The organism is Burkholderia gladioli (genome assembly GCF_000959725.1).
Lineage (GTDB): Bacteria > Pseudomonadota > Gammaproteobacteria > Burkholderiales > Burkholderiaceae > Burkholderia > Burkholderia gladioli.
On sequence record NZ_CP009322.1, the window covers coordinates 3,157,756 to 3,180,998 of the forward strand.

22 protein-coding genes are annotated in these 23,243 nt (G+C 69.5%); 5 read left to right on the forward strand and 17 right to left on the reverse strand.

Going from position 1 to position 23,243, the window contains the following annotated elements:
• Positions 1-96 precede the first annotated feature (96 nt).
• The 4 genes from BM43_RS13705 to BM43_RS13720 form a co-directional block, all read right to left on the reverse strand.
• On the reverse strand, positions 97-303 hold the full coding sequence (locus BM43_RS13705) for a YbdD/YjiX family protein (RefSeq protein ID WP_013691656.1): 207 nt from the start codon (positions 301-303) through the stop codon (positions 97-99).
• Positions 304-325: 22 nt separating this feature from the next.
• Positions 326-2,404 (reverse strand): carbon starvation CstA family protein, encoded by a 2,079-nt coding sequence (locus tag BM43_RS13710; RefSeq protein WP_036055222.1) that lies wholly within the window; start codon positions 2,402-2,404, stop codon positions 326-328.
• 262 nt (positions 2,405-2,666) lie between these two features.
• Complete coding sequence (locus BM43_RS13715) at positions 2,667-3,677, reverse strand: ABC transporter substrate-binding protein (protein WP_036055221.1); 1,011 nt, start codon at positions 3,675-3,677, stop codon at positions 2,667-2,669.
• A 165-nt stretch (positions 3,678-3,842) separates the two neighbouring features.
• On the reverse strand, positions 3,843-4,481 hold the full coding sequence (locus BM43_RS13720) for a LysE family translocator (protein ID WP_036055220.1): 639 nt from the start codon (positions 4,479-4,481) through the stop codon (positions 3,843-3,845).
• Between BM43_RS13720 and BM43_RS40410 the strand changes: the two genes are divergently transcribed.
• The gene (locus BM43_RS40410) at positions 4,480-4,803 is read left to right on the forward strand and encodes a hypothetical protein (protein WP_144417663.1); all 324 of its coding nucleotides are present in this window, start codon (positions 4,480-4,482) and stop codon (positions 4,801-4,803) included. The two genes, BM43_RS13720 and BM43_RS40410, sit on opposite strands and share 2 nt — an antisense overlap.
• Positions 4,804-5,221: 418 nt before the next feature.
• Complete coding sequence (locus BM43_RS13725) at positions 5,222-6,385, forward strand: porin (RefSeq protein WP_013691662.1); 1,164 nt, start codon at positions 5,222-5,224, stop codon at positions 6,383-6,385.
• A 98-nt stretch (positions 6,386-6,483) separates the two neighbouring features.
• Here BM43_RS13725 and BM43_RS13730 read toward each other — a convergent pair whose 3' ends face one another.
• The 8 genes from BM43_RS13730 to BM43_RS13760 all read right to left on the reverse strand — a co-directional run bounded on the left by BM43_RS13730 (position 6,484) and on the right by BM43_RS13760 (position 14,568).
• Positions 6,484-8,352 carry a S9 family peptidase gene (locus tag BM43_RS13730; protein ID WP_036055219.1) on the reverse strand — a complete coding sequence of 623 codons (1,869 nt, stop codon included), beginning with the start codon at positions 8,350-8,352 and terminating at the stop codon, positions 6,484-6,486.
• Positions 8,321-9,517 carry a pyrroloquinoline quinone biosynthesis protein PqqE gene (gene pqqE, locus BM43_RS13735; RefSeq protein WP_042284696.1) on the reverse strand — a complete coding sequence of 399 codons (1,197 nt, stop codon included), beginning with the start codon at positions 9,515-9,517 and terminating at the stop codon, positions 8,321-8,323. The genes BM43_RS13730 and pqqE overlap by 32 nt, the downstream gene beginning before the upstream one ends.
• The gene (pqqD, locus tag BM43_RS13740; protein ID WP_025098424.1) at positions 9,517-9,792 is read right to left on the reverse strand and encodes a pyrroloquinoline quinone biosynthesis peptide chaperone PqqD; all 276 of its coding nucleotides are present in this window, start codon (positions 9,790-9,792) and stop codon (positions 9,517-9,519) included. The genes pqqE and pqqD overlap by 1 nt, the downstream gene beginning before the upstream one ends.
• Complete coding sequence (pqqC, locus tag BM43_RS13745; protein WP_036057067.1) at positions 9,789-10,541, reverse strand: pyrroloquinoline-quinone synthase PqqC; 753 nt, start codon at positions 10,539-10,541, stop codon at positions 9,789-9,791. Before pqqC ends, pqqD begins: the two co-directional genes overlap by 4 nt.
• Positions 10,542-10,649: 108 nt before the next feature.
• The gene (gene pqqB, locus BM43_RS13750; protein ID WP_036055218.1) at positions 10,650-11,561 is read right to left on the reverse strand and encodes a pyrroloquinoline quinone biosynthesis protein PqqB; all 912 of its coding nucleotides are present in this window, start codon (positions 11,559-11,561) and stop codon (positions 10,650-10,652) included.
• A 107-nt stretch (positions 11,562-11,668) separates the two neighbouring features.
• Positions 11,669-11,746 (reverse strand): pyrroloquinoline quinone precursor peptide PqqA, encoded by a 78-nt coding sequence (pqqA, locus tag BM43_RS42580; protein WP_013691668.1) that lies wholly within the window; start codon positions 11,744-11,746, stop codon positions 11,669-11,671.
• Between the two features lie 327 nt (positions 11,747-12,073).
• Positions 12,074-13,084 (reverse strand): NAD(P)H-quinone oxidoreductase, encoded by a 1,011-nt coding sequence (locus tag BM43_RS13755; protein ID WP_036055217.1) that lies wholly within the window; start codon positions 13,082-13,084, stop codon positions 12,074-12,076.
• A 44-nt stretch (positions 13,085-13,128) separates the two neighbouring features.
• On the reverse strand, positions 13,129-14,568 hold the full coding sequence (locus BM43_RS13760; protein ID WP_036055216.1) for an NAD-dependent succinate-semialdehyde dehydrogenase: 1,440 nt from the start codon (positions 14,566-14,568) through the stop codon (positions 13,129-13,131).
• A 304-nt stretch (positions 14,569-14,872) separates the two neighbouring features.
• Between BM43_RS13760 and BM43_RS13765 the strand changes: the two genes are divergently transcribed.
• Both BM43_RS13765 and BM43_RS13770 read left to right on the forward strand, forming a co-directional pair.
• Positions 14,873-15,814, forward strand: coding sequence for a LysR family transcriptional regulator (locus BM43_RS13765; RefSeq protein ID WP_036055215.1), 942 nt, complete (start codon positions 14,873-14,875; stop codon positions 15,812-15,814).
• A gap of 70 nt (positions 15,815-15,884) precedes the next feature.
• Positions 15,885-16,160, forward strand: coding sequence for a DUF2164 domain-containing protein (locus BM43_RS13770; RefSeq protein WP_036055214.1), 276 nt, complete (start codon positions 15,885-15,887; stop codon positions 16,158-16,160).
• A 21-nt stretch (positions 16,161-16,181) separates the two neighbouring features.
• On the opposite strand, the gene gcvA is transcribed toward BM43_RS13770, so the two are convergent.
• Both gcvA and BM43_RS13780 read right to left on the reverse strand, forming a co-directional pair.
• Positions 16,182-17,093, reverse strand: coding sequence for a transcriptional regulator GcvA (gcvA, locus tag BM43_RS13775; protein ID WP_013691675.1), 912 nt, complete (start codon positions 17,091-17,093; stop codon positions 16,182-16,184).
• Positions 17,094-17,243: 150 nt separating this feature from the next.
• On the reverse strand, positions 17,244-18,227 hold the full coding sequence (locus BM43_RS13780) for an alpha/beta fold hydrolase (RefSeq protein ID WP_036055213.1): 984 nt from the start codon (positions 18,225-18,227) through the stop codon (positions 17,244-17,246).
• A gap of 164 nt (positions 18,228-18,391) precedes the next feature.
• On the opposite strand from BM43_RS13780, the gene BM43_RS13785 reads away from it, so the two are divergent.
• Positions 18,392-18,976, forward strand: coding sequence for a CGNR zinc finger domain-containing protein (locus tag BM43_RS13785; protein ID WP_017919494.1), 585 nt, complete (start codon positions 18,392-18,394; stop codon positions 18,974-18,976).
• Between the two features lie 125 nt (positions 18,977-19,101).
• Here BM43_RS13785 and BM43_RS13790 read toward each other — a convergent pair whose 3' ends face one another.
• The 3 genes from BM43_RS13790 to BM43_RS13800 form a co-directional block, all read right to left on the reverse strand.
• Positions 19,102-19,848 carry an SDR family NAD(P)-dependent oxidoreductase gene (locus BM43_RS13790; RefSeq protein WP_036055212.1) on the reverse strand — a complete coding sequence of 249 codons (747 nt, stop codon included), beginning with the start codon at positions 19,846-19,848 and terminating at the stop codon, positions 19,102-19,104.
• Positions 19,849-20,426: 578 nt separating this feature from the next.
• Positions 20,427-21,914: a M81 family metallopeptidase gene (locus BM43_RS13795; RefSeq protein ID WP_036057066.1), complete on the reverse strand. Its 1,488-nt coding sequence runs from the start codon at positions 21,912-21,914 to the stop codon at positions 20,427-20,429.
• Positions 21,914-23,221, reverse strand: a complete 1,308-nt coding sequence (locus tag BM43_RS13800) for a Zn-dependent hydrolase (RefSeq protein WP_036055211.1) — start codon at positions 23,219-23,221, stop codon at positions 21,914-21,916. The genes BM43_RS13795 and BM43_RS13800 overlap by 1 nt, the downstream gene beginning before the upstream one ends.
• Between the last annotated feature and the right edge of the window lie 22 nt (positions 23,222-23,243).

The following is a 23,243-nucleotide window of genomic DNA, read 5'->3' on the forward strand; positions in this document are numbered from 1 at the left end:
CGGCAAGAAAAACGGCCGCGTGAGGAACGCGGCCGTGTAGTCGATCGAACCACGGGCGATGGCGGCGCGGCGGCTACCCGCGCGCGCGGAGGATGATCAGCAGCACTTGCCCGCGCCGCTGCCGTAGCGCGCGTTCTGCCGCTCGCGGAAGAATTCCTCGTAGCTCATCGGCGCGCGGTCGGGATGCGTCTCGCGCATGTGGGCGACATAGGTGTCGTAGTCGGGCACGCCCACCATCAGGCGGAAGGCCTGCCCCAGGTAGCGCCCAGCGGAGCGCAGTTCGTCGCCGAGATCGGTAAACATGAGGGCCTCCCGCGCCGGTGGTTCAGCGGCCGCTGCCGAGCGCCTGCGCGGACGGCAGCGGTTCGAACGGCGTTTCCTTGGTGGTCGGCCGCGCCTCGCGACGCGCGCGCAGCACCGCCAGCACGCCATAGGCCGCCACGCTGATCACCACGAACATGAACACGCCCGCCAGCGCCGCGTCGATCGTGTCGTTGAGGATGATGCGCTGCATCTGCTCGAGCGACTTGGCCGGCGCCATCACCTTGCCCGCGTCGACGGCCGATTGCAGCTTGGCCGCGTGGGCCAGGAAGCCGACCTTCGGGTTCGCGTCGAAGATCTTCTGCCAGCCGGCCGTCAGCGTGCAGATCAGGAGCCAGGCGGTCGGCAGGATGGTGACCCAGGCGTAACGCTCGCGCTTCATCTTGAACAGCACCACGGTGCCGAGCGTCAGCGCGATAGCGGCCAGCATCTGGTTCGAGATGCCGAACAGCGGCCACAGCGTGTTGATGCCGCCCAGCGGATCGACCACGCCCTGGTAGAGGAAGTAGCCCCAGGCGGCCACGCACAGCGCGGTGGCGACCAGGTTGGCCGGCAGCGATTCGGTGCGCTTGAGCGCCGGGTGGAAGGTGCCCAGCAGGTCCTGCAGCATGAAGCGGCCCGCGCGCGTGCCCGCGTCGACGGCCGTCAGGATGAACAGCGCCTCGAACAGGATCGCGAAGTGATACCAGAAGGCCATCATCGCCTGGCCGCCGATCACCTGGTGCAGGATCTGCGCCATGCCGACCGCCAGCGTGGGCGCGCCGCCGGCGCGCGCGATGATGGTGGTCTCGCCCACTGCCTTGGCGGTCTGCGTCAGCATGTCGGGCGTCAGCATGAAGCCCCATTGCGTCACCGTCTGCGCGACCGCCTCGGGCGTGGTGCCGAGCACCGCGGCCGGCGCGTTCATCGCGAAGTAGATGCCCGGCTCGATCACGCTCGCGGCCACCAGCGCCATGATCGCGACGAAGGATTCCATCAGCATCGCGCCATAGCCGATCAGGCGCGCATTCTTCTCGTTGTCGAGCAGCTTGGGCGTGGTGCCCGACGAGATCAGCGCGTGGAAGCCCGATACCGCGCCGCAGGCGATCGTGATGAACAGGAACGGGAACAGGTTGCCGGACCAGACCGGGCCGCTGCCGTCGACGAACTTGGTGAAGGCCGGCATCTTCAGCTCGGGCGCCACCACCAGGATGCCGATCGCCAGGCCCAGGATGGTGCCGATCTTGAGGAAGGTGGAAAGGTAGTCGCGCGGCGCGAGCAGCAGCCAGACTGGCAGCACCGAGGCCACGAAGCCGTAGCCGATCAGGATCCAGGTCAGCTGGGTGCCCGTGAAGGTGAACCAGGCGGCCAGCGCCGGCGTGTCGTGCACATGCTGGCCGTAGACGATCGAGGCCATCAGCAGCACGAAGCCGATGATCGACACCTCGCCGATGCGGCCCGGGCGGATGTAGCGCGTGTAGACGCCCATGAAGATCGCGATCGGAATCGTCGCCGCGACCGTGAAGGTGCCCCAGGGCGAGTTGGTCAGCGCCTTCACCACGATCAGCGCGAGCACCGCCAGGATGATCACCATGATCAGGAAGGCGCCGAACAGCGCGATCACGCCCGGCACCGTGCCGAGCTCCATCTTGACCAGGTCGCCGAGCGAGCGGCCGTTGCGGCGCGTCGAGATGAACAGCACGATGAAGTCCTGCACCGCGCCGGCGAACACCACGCCGGCCAGGATCCACAGCATGCCGGGCGTGTAGCCCATCTGCGCGGCCAGCACCGGGCCGACCAGCGGACCGGCCCCTGCGATCGCAGCGAAGTGATGGCCGAACAGCACGTACTTGTTGGTCGGCACGTAGTCGAGGCCGTCGTTGTACTTGACCGCCGGCGTCATGCGCAGGCCGTCGAGCTGCACCACGCGGCTGGCGATGAAGCGGCTGTAGAAGCGGTAGGCGATCAGATAGACGCAGACCGCGGCGATCACGATCCACAGCGCGCTGATGCGCTCGCCGTGCGCGAGCGCGATGGTGCCGAAGGCAAAGGCGCCCAGCAGCGCGATCGCGCTCCAGAGCAGGGTTCCGGAAGCCCGATTCATGGTGTCTCCTGGCTATTGTTCGACGTCGTCGCGTGCGGTCTTGCACGCGAACCGGCGGGGGTGGCACGCGCCCGGCAAGGGGCTCGGCACTGCCGCGTATTGTTCGCGTTCGGCACCGCGCGGACAAGCGCACAACTACGTATCCACGCTACGTAGCAACGCGTAGGGGAAAGCGATGAGGGGCGGGGGAAGGCGCGCGAGGCGTGTCGCGGCGGCGGGGGAATGGATGCGCGTCGCGCGCGAGGCGGCGACGCGAAAGGCCTCAGCCGCGCGACACGTCGCGTACCGAGATCGCGGCGACGTCGACGCGCGCCGGCAGGATCGCGTCGTGTTGCGCGCGATCGGCGACGCGCTGCAGCGTCGCGATGTCGGCGGGCGTCACGGCGCGCTGCGCGACCGAGGCGCGCCCGGTGATGTCGCTGGCCGCGTCGAGCGGCAGGCGGGTCAGCGAGGCATAAACCTTCGCGTAGTCGGCCGGATGCGCGAGCGCCCAGCGGCCCGCCTGTTCGAGCCTGGCGAGCACGTCGGCGAGCGCCGCGCGCCTGGCGCGATCGGCCAGGGTCGGCGCGGGCGAGGTCAGGAAGCCGAGCCCCGAATTGATGCCGCTGCCATCGCGCAGCACGCGTGCGCCGCGTCGCACCACGTGGCCGTAATAAGGATCGAAGGTCGCCCAGATATCGATGCGCTTCGACTCGAAGGCCGCGAAGGCATCGACCGGCAGCACGAAGCGCACTTCCACGTCGGTGCGCGACAGGCCACGCTCCTCGAGCGCGCCGTACAGTTGGTACTGCGAAATGCTGCCGCGCGCGGACGAGACCACCACCGTCCTGCCCTTCAGGTCGGCGACGTTGCGCACCGCGGAATCGGGCTGCACCACGATGCCGAGCGAGGCCGGCGAACCGGCGCGCGTCGCGACGATGCGCAGGTCGGGGTCGCCCAGCGCCGCCGTCAGCACCGGCAGGTCGCCGGCCGGGGCGAGATCGATGGCGCCGGCGCGCTGCGCCTCGAACAGGGGCGCGGCGCCCTGGAAGTTGGCCCAGCGAAAGCGGTAGCGCGTGCCGTCGAGCACGCGCGCTGCCTCGGCCAGCGCGCGCAGGCCGCCCGCCTGGTCGCCGAGCACCAGCGTGACGTTCGAGAGATCCGCCTCGGCCGGCGCGGCCCGCGTCGGCATGGGCGCGGCCAGGCTCGCCAGCGCCGTGCCGGCCAGGCCCGTGAGCGAGCGCAGCGCGCGACGGCGCGCGGGCGAGGACGGCGGGAAGGAACGATGCGACATCGATGACGACCTCGGAGAATGCCGAGCCGGGCGGCAAGGCTGGTCGCCAAGATTAAGGAAGGGCGTGGCCGGCACCAACCATTGAAATCGGCAATGCTTATGAGGGAGCGACGGAATGCGAATGCCGTGACGCAAGAGAACCGGGCGAGTCCCGCGCCCCTTCCCTCACGAGCGGATCGACCGGATGAACCCCGCCGCCAGCACGCAATAAAAACCCCCGCAGAACAAGCCGAAGGCCTTGCGCGTGCGCGCGAACAAGGGCCCGGCCGCGCGCGCCGAAAACGCCAGCGCGTAGCCGGCGAAGATCGCCGCGCCCAGCAGCGCGCAGCAGGCGACCAGCACGAAGCTGGTCCAGGCCGGCGCGTGCGGCGACAGCCCCAGCGAGGTGACGGTCAGCCAGGTCAGGATCGCCTTGGGATTGGTCAGGTGGATGCCGAGCCCCTGCAGGTAGAAGCGCATCAGGCGATCGCGGCGCGCCGGCGCGGCCGCGGCGAGCGGATCCTGCCTGGAATACGCGCCGCGCACCGCCTTGTAGGCGAGCCACAGTAGATAGACCGCGCCCAGCACCTTCAGCGCGATCAGGCATTGTCGGTACGACATCAGCAGCGCCGACATGCCGGCCGCCGCCGTCACGCCCCAGCACAGCGAGCCGCTGATCACGCCGGCCGCCATCGCGAAGCCGGGCTTGCGGCCGTAATGCAGCGAGGTATTGGCGATCGACAGGTTGGCGGGGCCCGGCGACACCGTGCCGACCAGGTAGACGGCGAACGCGACGCCGAGATTCGAGAGCACTTCGACGGACATGGTGACGATCCTGGGTCCTTGGGGGCACGTTGCCGGAATGGGAGGGGCCAAGCGGGCGGGCAACCCGCGCGCGGACGATTATCGCGCAGCCGGCAGGCAGCAACAGGGACGCTTCGATCGCGCCGGGCAGGCACTGTCATGCCGTTTCGGGCTGACACTTCGGCGTCGTGCCGGTGCAAGCGCGCGCAAAGGAAACCGGGATCGGAACCGTGCGGCGCGGACCGACAAGCGCGGCGAACGAATCACGCCGGCTTTAAGCCGATTCCATCGGCAATACGAATTCCGATTAAAAATCGAAATGCAGTATTGCCAAAATTGGTGACGCGCGCATAAAAAAGAGCGGCCGAAGCCGCTCAAGCGTGGACTCGTCTGTCTACCCACCAGAGTAAGGACGAGTGGACGCACACTATCATCTTTCCCAGTCGGCTATTGAACCGATTTGGTTAATTAATCATTGCAGGAACAAAATCAATCCCGGCGCGGGCCCTTCCTGCTCAAACCTTGGGCAGGATTGTTTCCGATTCCACGCGAAGCACGGCGACCCAAACGATCTCCATCGCGCAATTAATGCAAAATCGAGAATAATTCAAATAAGTTAACAAATCTTTCACCGTAATCGGCTTGTATTGTTTTCGATACAAGACTGAATTTCGTTTTTGCCAATTAAATCTGTCTGGTTAGTCTCACGTCACTCCAAAACCACCACACGCAACAGCATCCACTACAGGAGATTGACCGACATGAAACGCACCGCATTGACGATGGTGTCGCTCGCCTCGCTGGCGGCGATGGGCTCGGCCCACGCGCAATCGAGCGTGACGCTGTACGGCCTGATCGACACGTCGCTCACCTATATCAATCACGCGGACGGCGCCAAGAACTCCTGGCTGCTCGGCAACAGCAGCGCCGGCAACCTGGCCGGTTCGCGCTGGGGCATCAAGGGCAGCGAGGACCTCGGCAGCGGCCTGAAGGCGATCTTCCAGTTGGAGAACGGCTTCAACCCGAGCACCGGCGGCCTCGGCCAGGGCGGCCGCGAGTTCGGCCGCCAGGCCTTCGTGGGCCTCGCCAGCGACCGCCTCGGCACGCTCACGCTGGGCCGCCAGTACGACCCGCTGATCGACCTGGTGCAGCCGATCACGGCCGACAACTACTTCGGCAGCGCCTTCGCGACGGCCGGCGACGTCGACAACTACGACAACAGCTTCCGGGTCGACAACGCGGTCAAGTACACCTCGCCGCTGTTCGCCGGCGTGCAGTTCGAGGCGATGTACTCGTTCGGCGGCGTGGCCGGCTCGACCGGCTCGAAGCAGTCGTACGCGGCAGCGCTGTCGTACAACGGTGGCCCGCTCAGCGTCGCCGGCGGCTACTACTACGCCACCAACACCGCGGCCGACCTCGGCCCGCGCTCGACCTGGTCGAGCACCTCGGACGGCACCTTCGACGGCCCGATCAACCTCGGCTACCAGACCGCGCACTCGATCGGCATCGCCCGCATCGCCGGCCAGTACGTGTGGGGCGCCTTCACCTTCGGCGGCGGCTACAGCAATGCGCAGTACCGTCGCGACGGCTCCTCGCTGTTCGGCCAGAACGAGCGCTACAACACCGGCCAGGGCTTCCTGAACTACCAGGCCACCGCGGCCCTGCTGCTGGGCGTCGGCTACAGCTACACCAAGGCCAGCGGCGACACCTCGGCCACCTACCACCAGGCCTCGCTGGGCGCCGACTACACGCTGTCCAAGCGCACCGACATCTACATGACGGCCGCCTACCAGCACGCCAGCGGCACCACGCGCGACAGCGTGACGGGCAACGTGGTCGCGGCCCAAGCGTCGATCGGCTCGTACGGCTATGCCGGCACGAACTCGCAGACGATGGTCAACCTCGGCCTGCGCCACCGCTTCTAAGCAGCCCCCGCCAAGGCGGTTCTCCCGAACCGCTGCGCGCACAGTGCGAAGGCCGCCCTCGGGCGGCCTTTGTTCATTGCGGCGACGTGCTTCCTCGCTCAGATCCCGCCGTCGAGGATGCGCCGGTAGAACGCGTGCTCGGCCTCGAGCGAATGCGCCTGGTTCACCGCGCGCCGGAAGCCGTGGCGCTCGTCGGCGTAGTAGTGCACCTCGTTCGGCACGCCGTTCGCGTCGAGCGCCTCGGCCATGCTGCGCGTCTGGTCGGGCGTGACCACCGCGTCGAGCTCGCCCTGGAAGAACACCACCGGCGCACGGATCTGGTCGGCATGGACCAGCGGCGTGCGCGCCAGGTAGCGCTCGCGATCGGCCACCGGATCGCCGATCAGCCAGCGCAGGTAGCGCGCCTCGAACTTGTGCGTATGCGCGTCGAGCTGCAGGGGATCGCTCACGCCATACAGGCTCGCGCCGCCGCGGAACACGTCGCGGAACGCCAGCGCGCAGAGCGCCGTGTAGCCGCCCGCGCTGCCGCCGCGGATGAAGGCGCGCCGCGCGTCCACCAGGCCCTGCGCCGCCAGGTGCTCGACCAGCGCGCAGGCATCGTCGACGTCGGCCACGCCCCAGGTCAGGTGCAGCGCCTGGCGGAACGCGCGGCCGTAGCCGCTGCTGCCGCGGTAGTTGAGCAGCGCGATCGCGAAGCCGCGCTGCACCCAGTATTCGAAACGCGGGCTGAACACGGGATGGCTGACCGAGGTCGGGCCGCCGTGCACGAACACCACCACCGGCGGCGGCTCGGCGGGCGCGCCGTCGCTCGCCGCCTGCTCCGCGGCGGGCAGGTAGAGGTAGCCATGGGCGTCGCGATCGCCGCTGCGAAAGCGCAGCGGCAGCGGCTGCGTGATCCGCTCGACCGGCACCAGCGGCGCGACCTCGCGCAATACCTCGACACGACGATCGCGCCGGTCGATCGCGAGGATCGCGGCCGGGCATTCGGGCGAGGCGGCGAGGCAGTAGCAATGCGTCTCGTCGGCGGCCAGTTGCTGGAACAGGCTGTATTCCGGCGCGATCCGCGTCAGCGTGCCGTCGGCCGCGCGCAGGCCGAGCCGGCCCCAGCCCTCGTCGAACCAGGTCGTGAACAGTTCGCCGCCCGCCAGCGGCAGCCAGCTCGACGCGCCGAGCTGCCAGGGCGCGCCCGCGTGATCGCCGGCCTCGGCCGGCAGCGCCACCAGGCGCTCGCCCTCCAGCCGCCACGGCTGCCAGAAGCCGGCGCGATCGCTCAGGCAGACCAGCCGGCCCTCGGCGTCGAAGCCGGGCTGCTGCAGGGCTTCGTCGTCGCCCTCGCCCGCGAGGGTCCGTTCGTCGAGCACGCCGCCCTCGGCCGCGTAGCGCCGCAGCTTGAGGCGCGTGGCGGTCCAGGGCTGATGCGGATGCTGCCATTCGATCCAGGCCAGTTGCCGGCCGTCGGCGCTCAGCACCGGCGCGGCGTAGAAATCGGCGCCCTCGGCCAGCAGCTCGCGCGAGCCGTCGTGCAGGCCGATCGAGACCAGCCGATGCGTGTCGCCCTCCTCCTCGACGGCGAGGATCCGCCCGCGCGCGTGACGCAGCGCGCCGTAGCGCAAGCCTTCCGCCGTGAGCGGCTCGGGCGCGGCCAGGCTGCCGGGCGCGAAGCGGTAGATGCGCTGGTCGCGCTCGTTGACGAACACCACCTGCTCGCCGGCCAGGCAGAACGCGCCGCCGCCATATTCGTAGACGCGGCCGCGCGCGCTGAAACCGTCGGGGCTGACGGCCTCGATCACGCCGTCGCGCGCGCGCCAGATCCGGCACATCGCGTCGGCCGGGTCGTACTCGGTCCAGAACACGCCGGCCGGGCCGGCCTGCAGTTCGACGAAGTCACGGCCGGCGGCCACGGCCTCGTCGGCGGTGAGACGCGCACGCGGCGCGTCATGGCTTGAGTCGGCGGGATTCCTTGACATTGCGGAAGATCAGCGGATGGGAGGTGGTCGGCCGGGGCTGCACGGCTTCGTCGCGCGCGCGCAGGATCACCGGGTGATAAGGCGACTTGCCGCAAACCGGGTCCGCGTTCGCGGCATCGCCGGTCAGCATGTAGGCTTGGCAGCGGCAGCCGCCGAAATCCTTCTGCTTCTCGTCGCAGGAGCGGCAGGGCTCGGGCATCCAGTCCTCGCCGCGGAAGCGGTTGAAGCCGAACGAGTCGTACCAGATGTGGCGCAGGTCGTGCTCGCGCACGTTCGGGAACGCGATCGGCAACTGCCGCGCGCCGTGGCAGGGCAGCGCCGTGCCGTCGGGCGTGACAGTCAGGAAGATGCTGCCCCAGCCGCTCATGCAGGCCTTGGGCCGTTCCTCGTAGTAATCGGGCGTGACGAAGATCAGCTTGCAGGGATGGTTTTGCGCGGCCAGCTTCTCGCGGTAGTCGTTGGTGATGCGCTCGGCCCGCGCGAGCTGCTCGCGGGTGGGCAGCAGCGCCTCGCGGTTCAGGTAGGCCCAGCCGTAGAACTGGCAGGTCGCCAGCTCGACGAAATCCGCCTCGAGCGCGATGCACAGCTCGATGATGCGGTCGATGTGATCGATGTTGTAGCGGTGCGTGACGAAGTTCAGCACCATCGGATAACCATGCGCCTTCACCGCGCGCGCCATCGCCAGCTTGTGCGCGAAGGCCTTGTCCGAGCCCGCCAGCATGTTGTTGACCTGCTCGTCGCTGGACTGGAAGCTGATCTGGATGTGATCGAGCCCGGCGCGCTCGAAGGCGTCGAGCTTGGCTTCGTCCAGGCCGATCCCGGAGGTGATCAGGTTGGTGTAGTAGCCGAGCCGACGCGCCTCGGCGATCAGCTCGGGCAGGTCGGGGCGCACCAGCGGTTCGCCGCCCGAGAAGCCGATCTGCGCGGCGCCCATCGCGCGCGCCTCGCCCATCACGCGCACCCAGTCGGCGGTGCCCAGTTCCTCGCCCTGCCGCGCGAAGTCGAGCGGGTTGGAGCAATACGGGCACTGCAGCGGGCAGCGATAGGTCACTTCCGCGAGCAGCCACAACGGCAGCCCGACGGGCGCGGCCGGGGCCGGCGATGCCGCCGGGCTGGCCTGCGTGTCGGCCGCCACGGCCGCCGCGCTGTCGATGACCTCGTTCATCAGGCCAGCTCGATCCAGTGCTTGTCGAGCGCGACCAGCATGAACTGCTCGACGTCCTCGCCGAGCTCGGGCACGCCCGGGAACTGCGCGTCGAGTTCGGCGACGATGGCCGCCACGCTGCGCTGGCCGTCGATCAGCGCGCCGATCGCGGCCGCGCTTTCATTCAGCTTGATCATGCCTTCGGGATAGAGCAGCACGTGCGCGTCCTGCGCCGGCTCGAACTGGAAGCGATAACCGCGGCGCCAGGCCGGCGTGCGTTGTCGGTCGAAACTCATAGCGCGATTCCCTTGTGCCAGACGCGATCGGCGGTGACGGTGTGATAGGGCGGACGATTCAGCTCGTAGGCCATCGACATGGCATCGAGCATGGTCCACAGGATGTCGAGCTTGAACTGCAGGATCTCCAGCATACGCTGCTGCGATTCGAACGTCGTGTAGTGCTGGAGCGTGATCTGCAGGCCGTGCTCGACGTCGCGGCGGGCCTGGCCCAGCCGCGAGCGGAAGTATTCGTAGCCGCTCGGGTCGATCCACGGATAGTGGCGCGGCCAGGTATCGAGCCGCGATTGATGGATCTGCGGCGCGAACAGCTCGGTCAGCGAGCTGCTGGCCGCTTCCTGCCAGCTCGCGCGGCGCGCGAAGTTGACATAGGCGTCGACAGCAAAACGCACGCCCGGCAGCACCAGCTCCTGCGAGCGCAATTGATCGGGATCGAGCCCGACGGCCTGGCCCAGGCGCAGCCAGGCCTCGATGCCGCCGTCCTCGCCGGGCGCGCCGTCGTGGTCGAGCAGGCGCTGGATCCACTGGCGGCGCACTTCGCGATCGGGACAGTTGGCGAGGATCGCCGCGTCCTTCATCGGGATGTTGACCTGGTAGTAGAAGCGGTTGGCCACCCAGCCCTGGATCTGCTCGCGCGTGGCGCGGCCCTCGTACATCGCGACGTGATACGGATGATGGATATGGTAGTAGGCGCCTTTGGCGCGCAATGCCTGCTCGAACTGCTCGGGGCTCAGGGCGGTCTGGCTCATGATGGCTTGCATTCCGGTTTCGATACGGGCGGGCCCGCGGAAGTGGCTCGGGAAAACGCTGCGCCGCGGCGGCCGGCAAACCCGCGCCGCGCGCCGCCGCGACGGCGTTCAGAGATCGATCCGCATGCCGTCGAACGCGACCTCGACCTGCCGGCGCGCGAGTTCCGCGCGCTCGGGCGACCGCTCGTCGAGGATCGGGTTGGTGTTGTTGATGTGGGTGAGGATCTTGCGCTGCGCGGGGAAGCGCTCGAGCACCTCGAGCATGCCGCCGGGGCCGCTTTGCGCCAGGTGGCCCATCTGGCGGCCGGTGCGCGTGCCCACGCCGCGCCGCTGCATCTCGTCGTCGTGCCAGAGCGTGCCGTCCAGCAGCAGGCAATCGGCCTGCGCCATGCGCGAGGCCAGCGCCTCGTCGACGGCGCCCAGGCCCGGCGCGTAGAACAGCTTGCCGCCGCTGCGCGCGTCCTCGATCACCAACCCGATGTTGTCGCCGGGATGCGGATCGTGACGATGCGGCGAATACGGCGGCGCCGCGCTTTGCAGCACGAAGGGCGTGAAGCGCAGGTTCGGGCAGGCGGCGATCGTGAAGGCGCGATCCGGCTCGACCGGGTTCCAGCGCAGCCCGCCGTTCCAGTGCGAGAGCATGGTGAACAGCGGAAAGCCGGTGCTGAGGTCCTCGTGGACCATGTCGGTGCACCAGACGTCGAGCGGGCAGCCCTCGCGCAGGCTCAGCAGGCCCGTGGTGTGATCGATCTGGCTGTCCATCAGCACGATCGCGGCGATGCCGGTGTCGCGCAGCGCGCGGCCCGGCTGGAACGGCGCGAACTGCTGGAGCTGGGCGCGGATGTCGGGCGAGGCGTTGCAGAGCACCCAGGAGACGCCGTCGTCGGAGATCGCGATCGACGATTGGGTGCGCGCCTTGGCCTCGACGCTGCCGTCACGGAAGCCGGCGCAGTTCGCGCAGTTGCAGTTCCATTGCGGAAAGCCGCCGCCGGCCGCGGAGCCGAGGATCTGTATGTGCATGCCTGAATTCGGTGAGGAGCCGGCCGCCGCGAGCGGGCGACGGCCGGCCACAAGAAAAATAGCCCCGGCGAACCGAGGCTAGATATGGCCTTGGGAGGGGCTTCGAATCAACGATTCGAGATGTACATCGTGATTTCGAAACCGAGGCGCAGGTCGGTGTAGGCAGGCTTGATCCACTTGGACATGGCAGATTCTCCATTCGGGCGATACGGACAGCCCGGCGCGAGGCCGGGCACGGGAAGACCGAGGAACAAAAAAACGCGCTCGCGGCGAACACCGCGCGGTCGCGTTTTTATCCCGGAAAGGTCCGAGGGCAATCCTACCACTTTGTACGGTCTGACGAATTCCGGCGCCCGGCGCGCGATCCGGCCCCGCTGTCGGCCCTGTCGCGCGCGGCTCCGGTTCGCAGCGGCGAACCGGAGCCCATCACGTCCGGGACAACGCCGGCAGCGAGGCGGGCGCCGGTCGGATAGACCGTTAGTTGCGCATCAATATCGAAGCCATGCCGATGATTAAGCCACCGGCACGAGATCCTCGTCGCCCATCGTCAGGATGATCTTGCCGACGTTGGCCGCGCTTTCCATCCGGCGATGCGCGTCGGCCGCGCGCGCCAGCGGGAAGGTGCTGTCGACCACCGGCTCCAGGCTCGCGCCGCCCGAGAAACGTTCGAGCCAGTGCTCGCGGAAGCGCCGCACCATCGCATGCTTCTCGGCCTGCGGCCGCGATTTCATCACCGTGCCGAGGATCTGCAGATGGCGGTACAGGATCCGCTCCAGCTCGACGCCGACCTTGCCGCCGCCGCCGAGGATGCCGACCTGCACCAGCCGGCCGCCATGGGCCAGCGCCCCAAGGTTGCGCTCGAAATACGGCGCGCCGATGAAGTCGATCACCACGTCGACGCCGCGCCCCTCGGTGGTCCGCGCGATCACCTCGCCGAAATCCTCGGCGCGGTAGTCGATCGCGTGATCGGCACCGAGCTGCACGACGCGTTCGAGCTTCTGCGCGTCGGCCGTCGCGAAAATCCTCGCGCCGCTCGCGTAGGCCAGTTGCACGGCCGCCGAGCCCACGCCGCCCGCTGCCGCGTGGATCAGCACCGAATCGCCGCGTTGCAGCCGGCCCAGGTGGATCAGCGCCTCGTGCGCGGTGACGAACACCTCGGGGATCGCGGCCGCGTGCACGTCGTCGAGCGCGGCCGGCACCGGCATCGCCATCCGGTAGTCGATGCGCGCGATCTCGGCGTAGGCGCCGCCGCCCACCACGCCCATCACGCGATCGCCGACGCGATAGCCGCTCGTTTGCTCGCCGACGGCGATCACCTCGCCGGCGATCTCCAGCCCCATCAGCGTCGAATCGCCGAAGTCGGGCCGGCCGTAGCCGCCGCGCCGATGGGTGAGATCGGCGCGGTTGACGCCGGCCGCGCGCACGCGCACCAGCAGGTCGGTCGCGCGCAGTTCGGGCGCCGGCACCTCGTCGAGTCGCAGCACCTCGGCGTCGCCGAATTCCTTGAAGACAATCGCTTTCATGATCGGATTTCCCGGTTCGATGGTTGAAGGCTTACGCGGGCCGCTCAGGCCTGGCTGATGAACTTGCGGGTCAGGTAGGGCTCGATGCCCTCGGCGCCGCCTTCGGAGCCGTGCCCGCTTTCCTTGAGCCCGCCGAACGGCAGCTCGGTCGCGACGATCCGGTACTGGTTGATGCCGATCATGCCGGCCTCCAGCCCGTCGCCGACGTCGAGCGCGGTGCGCACGCTGGCGGTGAACGCATAGGCGGACAAGCCGTAAGGCAGGCGGTTGGCCTCGGCCAGGCCGTCTTCCAGCGTGTCGAAGGGCATCAGCACCGCGATCGGGCCGAACGGCTCCTCGTGCATCACGCGCGCCTCGGGCGGCACGTCGGCCAGCACGGTCGGCTCGAAGAAGAAACCCTCGCCTTCGATGCGGCGGCCGCCCGCCAGCAGCGTGGCGCCGCGTTCCAGCGCGTCGGCCACCAGCGCCTCGATCTTGGCGAGCTGCCGCGCATTGGCGAGCGGCCCGACCTGGGTGCCGGGCGCGAGGCCGTCGCCCACCTTCAGCGCGCGCGCCGCCTGCGCGAAGCGCTCGGCGAACGCGGCATACGCGCCGCGCTGGACCAGGAAGCGTGTCGACGAGATGCAGACCTGGCCGGTGCCGCGAAAGCGGTTCGCGGCCCCCTCCACGGCCGCACGCTCGACATCGGCGTCGTCGAACACCAGCACCGGGCCATGGCCGCCCAGCTCCAGCGTGATCGGCTTGACGCCCTCGGCCGCGCGCGCCGACAGCAGGCGCCCGATCGGCCCCGAGCCGGTGAAGGTCACCTTGCGAATCACGGGCGAGGCGATCAGCCGGCGCGACACCTCGTCGGGCACGCCGAACACCACCTGCAGCACGCCCTTGGGCAGGCCCGCGTCGTCCAGCGCGCGCGCCAGGGCCAGCGCGGTGGCGGGGCTTTCCTCGCCGGGCTTGAGGATCACGCTGCAGCCCGCGGCCAGCGCCGCCGACAGCTTGCGCGAGGGGGTAATCGCCGGGAAGTTCCAGGGCGTGAAGGCCGCCACCGGCCCGATCGGCTGGCGCTTGACGAGCTGCTGCACGCCGGGACGGTTGGACGGCACCACGCGGCCGTCGATGCGGCGCGCCTCCTCGGCGAACCATTCGAAATACTCGGCCGCGCGCAGTACCTCGTCGCGCGCCTCGGCCAGCGGCTTGCCTTCCTCCAGCGTGAGCAGGGTCGAGATCCGTTCGGCGCGCTCGCGGATCAATTCGGCCGCGCGCTTGAGCACACGCGCCCGCTCGGCCGGCACCGCGCGGCGCCAGACCGTGAAGGCCGCCTCGGCCGCGGCGAGGGCGCGATCGAGATCGGCCGCGGTGGCCAGCGGCACGCGGCCGATCTCGCCGCCGTCGGCGGGGTTGATCACGGTCGCGGTATCGCGGCCCTCGGCCGACAGCCATTGGCCGTCGATGAACAGGTACAGCGGTTCGTAGGCGGGATGCGTCATCACAGGCTCCATTCAGTTGTCCGGATCGATTCGTCTGGCGATCGATCGGCGCGCGGTTCGCGAAAACATCGTCGGTCCGGTGCCGCCGTCACGCGACAGCGCCGAACCATGGAGCCAAGTCTAGGGAGGCCGGCCGCCGTGGGTTAGCCGTTCGAAAGGGAAACAGTCTTGTCTGGCACAGCAGAATAAAGTCGGGCAAACGGCTTGCCGGAACCCCGAGCCGAATCCATCATGCTGGCTCGCGGACCGGCCCCATGCCCGGCGGCCGGGCCCGCGTGTTCCTCAACCGCAAGCGGGAGCGTCGATGGACAAGTTCCACAACATGTCGGTATTCGCCAAGGTGGTCGAGATGGGCAGCTTCACCGCCGTGGCGAACCACCTCGACACCACGGTCGGCAATATCTCGCGCGCCGTCTCGACGCTGGAGGAGGCGCTGAACACGCGCCTGCTGCATCGCTCGACGCGGCGCCTGACCATCACCGATGCCGGCCGGCGCTTCTACGAACGCAGCGCGGCGATCCTCGCCGATCTCGAACACGCCGAGGCCGAGGCGCGCGACGCGCTGCTGGAGCCGCGCGGCCTGCTGCGCGTGCATTGCGTGCCGGGGCTGGGGCGCGATCTGGTGACGCGCGCGGTGCTGGCCTATCGGGAGGCCTTCCCGCAGGTCACCGTCGACCTGCGGCTGTCGCAACGCATGCCGAACCTGCTCGAGGACCAGCTCGACATCTCGATCGTGATCGCGCGCGCGTTACCCGATTCGGCCTACGTGAGCCAGCAGATCGGCACCAGCCACTGCGTGCTGGCCGCCTCGCCCGCCTATCTCGCCGCGCATCCGGCGCCCGAGCGGCCCGAGGACCTGGTCGACCATCGCTGCGTGCTGCTCGGCACGGTCGACTACGCGCCCGACGTCTGGCAGCTGGAGGGCGCGGGCGGCGAGACCGTGTTCCGCCCCACCGGCCCGCACTTCAGCGTCAACGACATGGAGGCGATGGGCACCGCGCTGGAGGCTGGCGCGGGGATCGGCCTGCTGGCCGGCTACGCGGCGCTCGACGCGCTGCGCGCGGGCCGCCTGCAGCGCGTGCTGCCCGGCTATCACACCTGGCGGCGCAATGTGTTCGTGATGTATTCGTCGCGGCAGTTCGTCGACGCGCGCATCAAGCGCTTCGTCGAGTTCGTGCGACAGCATGTGGGCGAGCCGCTGGAAGCCTGCGCGCAAGAGCTCGGCATCGCGTCGGCGGCGGCCTGAGCGACGAACCGGCCCGCGCGCGGCATGCGCTAAGATCGTCCGCTCCCGCCTCTCACCGCCGCGAGCCCGCATGAGCATCGAACTGACCAAGGAAGACCGCGCCCAGGCGATCGCCTCCCTCCAGCGCTATTTCGAGCAGAACATGGAGGAGCCGATCGGCAACGTCACGGCCGGCGCGCTGCTGGCCTTCTTCCTGGACGAGGTCGGCCCGGCGATCTACAACCACGCCGTGGCCGACGCGCAGGAGCACATGCAGCGGCGCGTCTCCGAACTCGACTTCGAGGTGCATGAGGACGAGTTCCCTTATTGGTCGAAGCAGGCCTCGAAGGGCAAGCCGCGCAAGTAGGCCGCGACGCGCTCCGCCTACCTAGGCGCCCACCTCGGCGAGCAGCCACTCGCGGAACGCCACCACCGGCGCCTCGTTCTCGCGCCCCTTGCGATGCACGAGGTAGTAGGCCAGCTCGCAGGTCTGCTCGGTCTCGAACGGCTTCACCAGCCGCCCCTCGGCCAGGTCTCGCTCGACCAGCGAGGTCCGGCCGAGCGCCACGCCGTTGCCCGAGATCGCGGCCTGGTAGGCCGACGAGGAATCGTTGAGCTGCAGGCCGCGATCGCAGTCGACCTGGTTCGCGTAGCCGGCCTTGCGCAGCCATGAGCGCCAGGTCGGGAACACGCCGAAGTCGCTCATCGAGGTGTCGTGGATCAGCCGGTGATGGCGCAGCTCGGCGGGGCTGGTCAGCGCATGCTCGCCCTCGAGCAGCGCGGGGCTGCAGACCGGGAAGAAATCGTCGCGCAGCAGGTAGGTGGACACCAGGTCGGGCCAGTTGCCGGCGCCGTAGCGGATCGCCACGTCGACGCGTTCGGCGGTCAGGTCGACCAGGTGCCGGCTCATGTCGATACGCAGGTCGTAATAGGGATGCTGGACCTGGAACGACTCGACGCGCCAAAGCAGCCAGCGGTCGGCGAAGGCCGGCGGCACCGTCACGGTGAACACGATCCGCGACTTGCTCGCGCGCAGCCGCTCGACCGCCGTGGACAGCAGGTCGAAGCCGCCCTGCAGTTCGGGCAGCGCCGCGCGCGCGGCATCGGTCAGCGTCAGCCGCGACGGGCCTGACGAGGCGCGATGGAACAGCTCCACGTCGAGATAGCTCTCCAGCCCGCGAATCAACTGCCCGACCGCGGCCGGCGTCACGTTCAGCTCGGCCGCCGCGGCCGGGTAGCTCAGGTGCCGAGCCACCGCCTCGAAGGCGCGCAGGGCATTCAGGTTGTTCGGGGCTCGCATGATCCGCTCGTGACCGGGTACCGATGGTGCGATGGATTCTCGCAGCGGCTTCCGGGCCGGTCAATCGGCGCGCAGGTACGACAAGACGCGGCACGCCGATCGCTCGACGTGCCGCGTCCCGCTTCATTGCTTCGTCATCGCCTCACGCGTTCAACGGCGCGGCACGTTGCGGTCGAGGAAGTGGTGGATCACCGGCGCGATGTCGGCGATGTTGGTTTCCAGCGCGAAGTGGCCGGTATCGTAGAAATGCACCTCGGCCTTCGGCAGGTCGCGCTTGAAGGCTTCCGCGCCCGGCGGCAGGAAGAACGGATCGTTCTTGCCCCACACGGCCAGCACCGGCGGCTGGTACTTGCGGAAGTAGGCCTGGAATTCCGGGTAGCGCGCCACGTTGCTCGCGTAGTCGCCGAACAGGTCGAGCTGGATCTCGTCGTTGCCGGGGCGCGCGACGAAGGCGGCGTCCAGCGTGTAAGCCTCGGGCGCGACCTGGTCCGGGTCCTTCACGCCATGCGTGTATTGCCACTTGATCGCCTCGGGCTTGAGGAACTCGCGCAGCGCATCGCGGTTTTCCTGCGAGGGATCCTTCCAGTACTTCTGGATCGGGTTCCAGCCGTCGCTCAGGCCCTCGACATAGGCATTGCCGTTCTGCGTGACGATCGCCGTCACGCGCTCCGGATGCGCCACCGCCAGGCGCCAGCCCACCGGCGCGCCGTAGTCGAACACCTGCAGCGCGTACTTGTCGAGATGCAGGGTTTCGGTGAAGTGGTCGATGGTCTGCGCGAGATGATCGAAGGTGTAGGCGTAATGCGCGCGATCGGGGCTCTGCGTGAAGCCGAAGCCCGGCAGGTCCGGCGCGATCACGTGATAGCGGTCGGCCAGGCGCGGAATCAGCTCGCGATACATGAAGGACGAGGTCGGGAAGCCGTGCAGCAGCAGGATGGTGGGCGCCGACGGGTTGCCGGCCTCGCGGTAGAACACCTTCACGTCGTCGACCTGAACGTAGTGGTGACTCACCACCGGCGCGGCCGCCGCGCTTGCCGCCGCCGTCGTCGCGGCCTGCGCCGCCGCGCCGCCCGCCAGCCCTTCCACCACGCCGAACGTCATCAGCGCCCCCATCAATACCTGCTTGATCTTCATGGCAAAACCTCCGTTGGTCGAAAGATCCGCGTGCCGGCCAGCGGGTGCCCTCGCACCCTCTGTAACCGTCAATATCGTTTTTAAAGGTTACGTAGCGCATGAGTAACCTGTCAACAGATTTTTTATGAGTTACAATCCGTCCATCGACTTTCCGGGAGTTCAGGATGAGCACCGCAAGCCCGGCCGGCGGCTCGACGGCCCTGTTCATAGGCGACGATCTCGCCCTCGATTTCATCAACACGCGCTACGGCATCGGCGAGGCGCGCACCGACGTGCTGGCCAGCGACGCCAGCGTGATCGACTGGCTCAGGCAAGCCGGCGCGCTACCGGCCGGCCATGCAGGCCCGGCCCCGGCCGGCCTGCGCGAGGCGGCGCTGGCGCTGCGCGACGCGGCGCGGCAGTTGGTCGAGAAGCGCCAGGAAGGCAAATGGGGCGACCCGGCCGCGCTGAACCGCGTGCTCGCCTCGGGCAGCCATCACCTGGAGCTGCAATGGAAAAAGGGCGGCGAACCCGAGCTGGTGTCGCGCCGCACCGACCTGAACGCGACCGCCGCGCTGCTGCCGGTGGCCGAGGCGCTGGCGAAGCTGCTGGCCGAGGCCGACTTCGGGCTGGTGCGCAAGTGCGAGTGCGAGGACTGCACGCTGATGTTCCATGACCGCACCAAGTCGCATCGGCGCCGCTGGTGCAGCATGGCCTTGTGCGGCAACCGCATGAAGGTGGCCGCGTATCGGGCGCGGCAGAAGGCCTGAGGCGTCGAAGCCGCTGCCCGGCGATACATCGGGTGTGAAAAAGCCGGTCCAGGCGGACCGGCTTTTCTCGTTCGAGGCGCGGGCCGATCGGCGCGCGCCTTGCGCTCGCCGGATCGCCACCGATCTCAGATCTGCGACAGCCCGCCGTCGACCACCAATTCGGCGCCCGTCACGTAGGACGCGTCGTCACTGGCGAGGAACAGCGCCGCCTTCGCGACTTCCGCAGCCGAGCCGATCCGCTTGAGCGGCACGGCGGCAGCCAGCGCCTCGCCCGACTTCTTCAGGTCGGCTTCGGGGATGCCCATCTTGGTGGCGAAGGGCGTGTCGATCGGGCCGGGGCTCACCGCATTGACGCGGATGCCGCGCGGCGCGAGTTCGGCGCCGAGCGAACGCACCAGCGAGCGCACCGCGGCCTTGGTCGCCGACAGGATCGACAGGCCCGGCGTGCCGACCTCGTTGAGGAACGAGGTGGTGACCACCACGCTGCCGCCGTCCACCAGATGCGGCGCCGCCTTCTGGATCGTGAAGAACAGGCCCGTCACGTTCAGCGAGAACTGTTCCTCGATCTGCTCCGCCGTGACCGCTTCGAGCGGCGCGGCCTTGCCCGCGCCGGCGTTGGCATAGACCACGTCGATCCGGCCGTGAGTTTCGACCACTTCGGCGATCGCCCGGTCGATCTGCGCCGGGTCGCGCAGGTCGACGCGCAGCGCGGTGGCCTGGGCGCCCAGTTCGCGCTCGGCGTCCTTCAGGCGCGCCTCGTTGGTGCCGAACACGACGACCTTCGCGCCTTCGTCGCGAAACAGCTTCGCGGCTTCCAGGCCGATGCCCGAGGTGCCGCCCGTGATCACTGCCACCTTGTTTGCCAGCTTCATGATGATGCTCCTTTGAGTCGGTTGAGAGGGTTCGTTTCGGCGGGAGCCGTGTCGCTTCCCGTTGGCTCAACTATCGTCGCCGGGGCCCGGGCGCGTCGAACGAGAAGATCTGGCGCAGCCGGCAAGAAAGACTATTCGGGGCGGTGAGAAGCCTTGCCGGGCGTGGGTTTTCAAGTAGGCACCGATGGTGGTCAAACGCGCTGTCGAGCGCCGTCGGGGCGTTTTTGCATGCTGCGTCTGCCGCACGGCGCGGCGTCGCCTGTCGCTGATTCTCTCGGTGGGCGGGCTGGCCTCGGCGATGCGGCCGGCGCTCTGGCTGGGAGATCCGCGCAGGCTCTGGCCGAGCCGTCTCGCGAGGTTCATGAACCTGCTGCCGGTGGCCACGGCGCTGCTCGCAACGGCCGGCTCGGCGAATCACCGCGGGCCGATCACCCGGTCGGCGCGGGAGTCACGCTGGCGGGCATGCTGGCCGCGTAGACGCTGAAGGGAAAGGTCGCGCGCGGCGGCGCGACGTGTTCGCGAGGAAGGGCTTGCCGAGCCGGCCGCGAGACGGGGCCCGGCGGCCCGGCGGGCGAGGCTCAGCGCGCCGCCCAGCCGGTGTCCGCGTCGAGCGGATAGACCGGCCGATCGAGATGCCGGTAGTCGAACAATCCGTAATCCGAACCGGTCACGCCGCGGCTGTCGCATTCGACCAGGCCCGCCGAGATCGGCACGAACACCGGCCGGCAGTACATGCGCGACTTCAGCAACAGGAAACGCGCGCGGCGCGGATCGACGCCGACGCTCTCGAACACGCCCAGATCCCAGGGTTCGTGGGTGCGCTCGGTGATCACCAGCACCGCCGCGCCGACGTCGAGCACGGCCGCGCGGCCCATGTGCGCGCGCTGGCCGGTATAGGTCGGTCCGGTGATGGTGTATTCGCCGTCGGTGAGCGCCAGCACCGTGCCGCGCGCCATGAAGGGCGCGCGTTGCGAGCCGTCGCGCGCCGGCCGCTTGTTGCCGACCGGCAGCGTGACGTTCGCGCCGACGCCGGCCTCGACGAGCACCGCCACCGCCTCGGGATCGCAGAGCGGCCCGCTGACGAGGCCGTCGAGCCCCTGCGCCAGCGCGGCCTCGAGCAGGTCCATGGTGTCGCAGGTGCCGCCCGACATGCAGTTGTCGCCGTGGTCGAGCAGCAGCACCGGCTTCTCGGCGCCCCGCGCGAGCGCCAGCGCCTCGGCCACCGACTCGGCCAGCGGCGGGCTGCGGTAGACGAAGGCGTCGCGCTCGTCCCAGATCGCGGCGGCGATCCGCGCGGCCACCGCCTCGGCCTGCGCCGCGTCGCCGTCGCCGACCACCACCACGCTGATGCAGGGCGCCGCGATATCGGCCAGCGAGAAGCCGGCCAGGATCGACACCGCCAGCATGCCCTCGGCCTCGGCCGCGCGCGCCGCCGCCACCGCGCGCTGCATCGCGCCCTCGGCGGTGGCGCTGCACAGCGTCGAGCTGAGCAGCGGCGGCCGCCGCCAGGCCAGCACCGGCCGGGCTCGGCCGTTGAGCGTGTGGAACAGCAGCCGCGCCGCATGCTCGCCGGTCTCGTACATGTCGACGTGCGGATAGGTCTTGAAGCTGACGATGATGTCGGCGTGGTCGATCATCGCCTGCGTGACGTTGCCGTGCAGGTCCAGCGCGACGGCGATCGGCACGCCCGGCAACGCGGCTCGCACGCGCGCCAGCAGTTCGCCCTCGCCGTCGGGCGTGCTCTCGGCCACCATCGCGCCGTGCAGGTCGAGCATCACCGCGTCGCAGCCCGGCGCGGCGGCCACGATCGCCTCGCAGATCGCGGCATAGGCCTCGGCCGCCACCGGCCCGCTCGGGTTCGCGCCGGCCGAGATCGGCGTGACCAGCTCGGCGCCGGCCGCCTCGGCCGCGTCGATGAAGGCCGCCATCGCGGTGCGCATGCCCTTGTTGTCGCGATAGGCCTCGGCGCCGTAGCTCGGCCCGTTCGCGCCGAACGCGGCCAGCGGCGTGGGCACCGGCGAAAAGGTATTGGTCTCGTGGTTCATCCGCGCGATCAGGATCCGCATCATGCGCCCTCCACGCCGGCGGCCGCCCCGGCCGGGGCCAGGCTCGCGGCCTCGAGCATCGCGTGAAGCAGCACGTTGCAGCCGGCTTCCAGGTGCTCGGGGCTCGCGTCCTCGATCTCGTTGTGGCTGATGCCGTCCTTGCAGGGCACGAAGATCATCGCGGCCGGCGCCACGCGCGCCAGGTACACCGCGTCGTGGCCGGCGCCGCTGACGATGTCCATCGCCGACAGCCCGAGCCGCGCCGCGCCCTCGCGCACCGCGCCCACCAGCTTCGCGTCGAAGGGCTGCGGCGGGAAGTACACCACCTGCTCCACGTCGATCGTCATCGCCGCCTCGGTGCCGGCCTGCGCGCAGGCTTCGCGCAGCGCGGCGTCCATCGCGCTCAGGGTGGCGTCGTCGGGCGCGCGCAGGTCGACGGTGAGCGTCACGCGGCCCGGGATCACGTTGCGCGAATTCGGATGAACGTCGACCCAGCCCACCGTGCCGCGCGCATGCGGCGCGTGCGAACGCGCGATGCGGTTGACCGCGGCGATCAACGCGGCGGCCGGCAGCAGCGCGTCGCGGCGCAGCTCCATCGGCGTCGGGCCGGCATGCGCCTCCATGCCGTGGATCGTCACGTCGTACCAGCGCTGGCCGAGCGCGGCCCGCACCACGCCGATGATGGTCTGGTTGGCCTCCAGCACCGGCCCCTGCTCGATATGCGCCTCGAAATAGGCGCCCACCGGATGCGGGCCGGCGGCCTCGCCGGCATAACCGATCGCGGCCAGCGCCTCGCGCACCGACACGCCCTCGCGGTCGCGCTGGTCGAGCGCGTGATCGAGCGTGAAGGCCCCGGCGAACACGCCCGAGCCCATCATCACCGGCACGAAGCGCGAGCCCTCCTCGTTGGTCCAGACCGCCACCTCGAGCGGCGCGAGCGTGCGCAGGCCCGCGTCGGCCAGCGTGCGCAGCACCTCCAGCCCGGCCAGCACGCCGTAGTTGCCGTCGAACTTGCCGCCGGTGGGCTGGGTGTCGATATGGCTGCCCGTCATCACGGGCGGCAGGTCCTCGCGCAGCCCGGCGCGGCGCGCGAACACGTTGCCGATCGCATCCACGCGCACCGTGCAGCCGATCTCTTGCGCCCAGGCCGAGAAGCGGTCGCGCGCGAGCCGGTCGAGCTCGGTCAGCGCGAGGCGGCACACGCCGCCCTTGTCGGTCGCGCCGATCCGCGCGAGCTGCATCAGGCTGTCCCACAGCCGCGCGCCGTTCACGCGCAGCGCCGGCGCGGCGTCCTCGCGCGCGCCGCGGGGGGTATCCAGAACTTGCATCGATGTGTCCTCGGTTGGCGGG